This is a genomic window from Halostella sp. PRR32 (genome assembly GCF_034808085.1).
Classification (GTDB): domain Archaea; phylum Halobacteriota; class Halobacteria; order Halobacteriales; family Natronoarchaeaceae; genus Halostella; species Halostella pelagica.
Genome location: NZ_JAXHGL010000308.1, coordinates 1 through 232 on the forward strand (window position 1 = coordinate 1; position 232 = coordinate 232).

The 232-nt window shown below is 75.0% G+C and carries 1 pseudogene; it reads left to right on the forward strand.

Annotated features, from left to right (window positions below):
• Positions 1–232, forward strand: a pseudogene (locus tag SM753_RS21215) (HTTM domain-containing protein); the annotation flags it as partial.

The following is a 232-nucleotide window of genomic DNA, read 5'->3' on the forward strand; positions in this document are numbered from 1 at the left end:
CTCGCGGTCGGCTACCGGACCCGGATCGCGGCCGCCGTCTCGCTGGTCCTGCTCGCGTCGCTGCAGGCCCGGAACCCGTTCGTGCTCAGCGCCGGCGACACGCTGCTCTGGCAGCTGCTCGGGGCCGGCCTGCTGTGTCCGCTCGGCGCGCGCTGGTCGGCGGAAGCGGTCCGGAGTCGGACCGAATCGCGAGATGACGGGGACCCGCCCCGAAACTCCCGCTTCGCCGGCC